The sequence below is a fragment of the Pseudomonas sp. NBRC 111127 genome, from assembly GCF_001320345.1.
GTDB classification, from domain to species: domain Bacteria; phylum Pseudomonadota; class Gammaproteobacteria; order Pseudomonadales; family Pseudomonadaceae; genus Aquipseudomonas; species Aquipseudomonas juntendi.
Genome location: NZ_BCBD01000276.1, coordinates 1 through 2,887, shown reverse-complemented (window position 1 = coordinate 2,887; position 2,887 = coordinate 1). Strand labels below are relative to the sequence as shown.

Sequence of the window (2,887 nt, the reverse complement as noted above, 5' to 3'; positions counted from 1 at the left end):
CATGGGCAATACCATCGCTGGAGAACTGGTGCCGGCCTTTGCCGAACTGGCTGAGGACTTCACTGCCTTCTACCGCGACAACAAGGATCTCGTAGATTCGGGCCTTGAGGCTTTCTTCGGAACCCTGGCCAAAAACATCGAACTGGTCTCGGCCGCCCTTGTGCTCATGGGCGGCGCCAGCGCCTTGAAGGGGCTTGCCGCTCTGCGTGCACTGGTAGGCCTGGGTGGTGCTGCAGGCGCTGCTGGTGCCGCCGGCGCGGCCGCGGGCGGTGCGGCTGCAGGCGTCTCTGGGCTGGCTGTGGCAGGTGGTAGCGCGGCTGCGCTGCTGTACTCCGGCAGCCTGAACGCTGGTGAAGACCAGGAGCTGCTGAATAACCGACTTCGCAAGGGCGGATCTGAGGCTGCTGCAGCCGTCATGGACTTTTTCCGCGCCAAGGGCTGGTCTGCCGAGCAGGCCGCCGGTATTGCGGCGAACCTGGAGCAGGAAAGCGGCTTCCGACCAGATGCCGTGGGCGACGGCGGAAATGCCTACGGCCTGGCCCAGTGGCACCCGGACAGGCAGGCGAACTTCGCCAAGTACTCCGGCAAGGACATTCGCAGCTCCACCGCAACCGAACAGCTCGAGTTCATCAACCACGAGCTGACCAAGGGGGCCGAAAAGTCAGCTGGTGAGCGGCTGAAGTTGGCAGCAAGCGCCAGGGAGGCCGCGGGCATCGTCTCGCGTTACTACGAGCGCCCGGCAGACGCCGATGGCGAGGTATCAAGGCGAGGCGATATCGCCGACAACTACGGACTGCCTCAGGCGCCGGCATCTGCAGCTCCGGTTGTGGACCTGCGCGACCCAGAGCAATGGGCCAAGGTCCAGGCTGACCTTTCCAAGTCTGGTCAGCAAGGCCCAAGCATTTTGGAGCAAATCGACGCTTGGGCGAAAAAGCAGCGCCGGGCGCCAGAGCAGTATTCGGCAAGCGATGTCGTTACGCCTGCGGGCTCAACAGTATCCGCCGCTGCGAGCCCATCAGCACCCGCTCAGCAAGTGCAAAACGTGGACAACCGCCAGTTCCATATCCATGGTGCGGATACCGGAAAAGTCGAGCAGCTGTGGAACGAGAAGCTGAGCAAGCTGATTGACCAAACCACCCAAGATTTCAGGAGCCCGGAAAAATGAGCATTGCCGATGGGGTCATGAGCATCTTTTCCAAGACGCTGCCCATGCTTGGCCCTATCGAGTTCGACGCCAAGCTTGAGGGGGCGACCAGCAAGGCTGTTCAGCTCACCGAGTTTCCTGTGGAGTTCGGCACCAACGGCAACGACCATGCCCGCTTGCTGCCTGACCGCTACCTGCTGACCGGTGCGGTATCCAATACTCCGCTGGGCATCGGCCTGGATGACTTGGGCATGATGGGCGTCGGCGCGATCTCCAGCGCCATTGGCGGGGTGGCCGGGGCGGCGATATCGACCGTTTCGGCCTACCTGCTGTCGGGCAGCGAGGCAACCCGTGCCGCAACCGCTTGGGCCGCTCTGACGGCGCTCCTGCAATCCCGGTCCCGATTCGACTTGGTCACCGAGTACGAAACGCTCAAGAACATGGTCTTGATCAGGCTGGATCAGCGTACGAGGCCCGATGATGAAGATGGTTTGGTCTTCGTTGCCGAACTGCAGCAGGCCAGGGTCATCAGCTCCCAAGTAACCCGGGGCGTGACCTCAGCAGACCAGCTGCTTCAGAACGACCCAGTGGCCACGCAGGGCGCCCCCATGGTTTCTTCTGGGTTTGCATCTGTCGAGGTGATCCAGTGAGCCGGTACAGGGTTGAGGTTCAACCCCTACCTGCTCAGACCTTCAGCGCCCCGCTAGGCAGCAACACGCTGACATTGGAGCTGCAGTGGATGGCCCGGCTTGAGGTCTTCCGCGTCAACATCAGTACGGGTGCCGGCTTGAATCTAACGTCTGGGCGCTTCCTTCTGCCAGGTGTAGATCTGCTGGCCGGCCTGTACCCGCCGCCCAAGGTGAATTACGGGTCTCTCACCCTTGAGGGTAAGCAGCCGACCCCTAACAACCTGGGCATCGACAATACGCTGGTGTGGTCCGATGAGTGATGAAATCTACCTGCGCCGGTACCGGCTGAAGCTTGGCCGTGATTCTGGCGGCAAGATCTACGAGATGCGCCCTGACGGTGACGGCTTGCGCATCACTTTCCAGATCATCCACTTCGCCGGCAATGCGTTCAGTGTGGCCGAGATCACTATCTACAACGTGTCCGACTACTCGACAAGGCAGATGCTGGGCGACGGCACGGCCAAGAAATACGAGTTCATCTCGCTGGAGGCAGGCTATTCGAGCACCTTCGGCAGCGTGTTCCTGGGCCAGATCACCAACGTGCAGAAGGTCATGGAGGACGGCGGCTCAACCCGGGGCGTCAAGTTCTTCTGCCGCTCACAGGCCAAGGAGCGGGACGAGCGAATCATCAACCTGACCCTGTCCCCCGAGACGGACCCGGTCCAGATCATCGAGGAGTGCGCCGAGCGCTTTGGCGGGGAAATCCAGTTTTTCGGGGACTTCTCAGGCCTCAAACGCCGATCCGGGGGCACGGTTTTGCAGGGCAGCCCAGTCGCCTGCATGAACGAACTGGCAAGCACCTGGGAGTTCGACTGGATGATCGAGAACGGCGCCACCAAGATCATCAAGAATGGCTTCGCCATGCCCAACGAAGTGTTCGTGATCAGCGCCGCCAGCGGAATGATCGGCTCCCCAGTGGTGACCGACACCGAGGTCGGAATCAGGTGCACCCTTAACCCCAAGCTAAAGCTGGGTGACACCATCAAGCTCGAATCCATGGCCCCGCAGTTCGAATTCTCCGGGGCCTTTTTCTACGAGGTGCCCCGCACGATCG

Annotated in this window: 4 protein-coding genes; all 4 read left to right on the top strand. The window is 61.5% G+C overall.

What is annotated here, in order from left to right; genetic code table 11:
- On the top strand, positions 1-1,165 hold a 1,165-nt coding region (locus APH30_RS29250; RefSeq protein ID WP_054914213.1), incomplete at its 5' end, for a phage tail tip lysozyme.
- The gene (locus APH30_RS26700; RefSeq protein ID WP_054914212.1) at positions 1,162-1,794 is read left to right on the top strand and encodes a phage baseplate protein; all 633 of its coding nucleotides are present in this window, start codon (positions 1,162-1,164) and stop codon (positions 1,792-1,794) included. The genes APH30_RS29250 and APH30_RS26700, both read left to right, overlap by 4 nt.
- Positions 1,791-2,093, top strand: a complete 303-nt coding sequence (locus APH30_RS26695; RefSeq protein ID WP_054914211.1) for a hypothetical protein — start codon at positions 1,791-1,793, stop codon at positions 2,091-2,093. The genes APH30_RS26700 and APH30_RS26695 overlap by 4 nt, the downstream gene beginning before the upstream one ends.
- The coding region (locus APH30_RS26690) for a hypothetical protein (RefSeq protein ID WP_054914210.1) at positions 2,086-2,887 on the top strand (802 nt) is incomplete at its 3' end. The genes APH30_RS26695 and APH30_RS26690, both read left to right, overlap by 8 nt.

What these genes read in the sequence shown, in the direction of transcription:
- APH30_RS26700 (WP_054914212.1), top strand. Translation starts at nt 1,162, where the DNA reads ATGAGCATTGCCGATGGGGTCATGAGCATCTTTTCCAAGACGCTGCCC.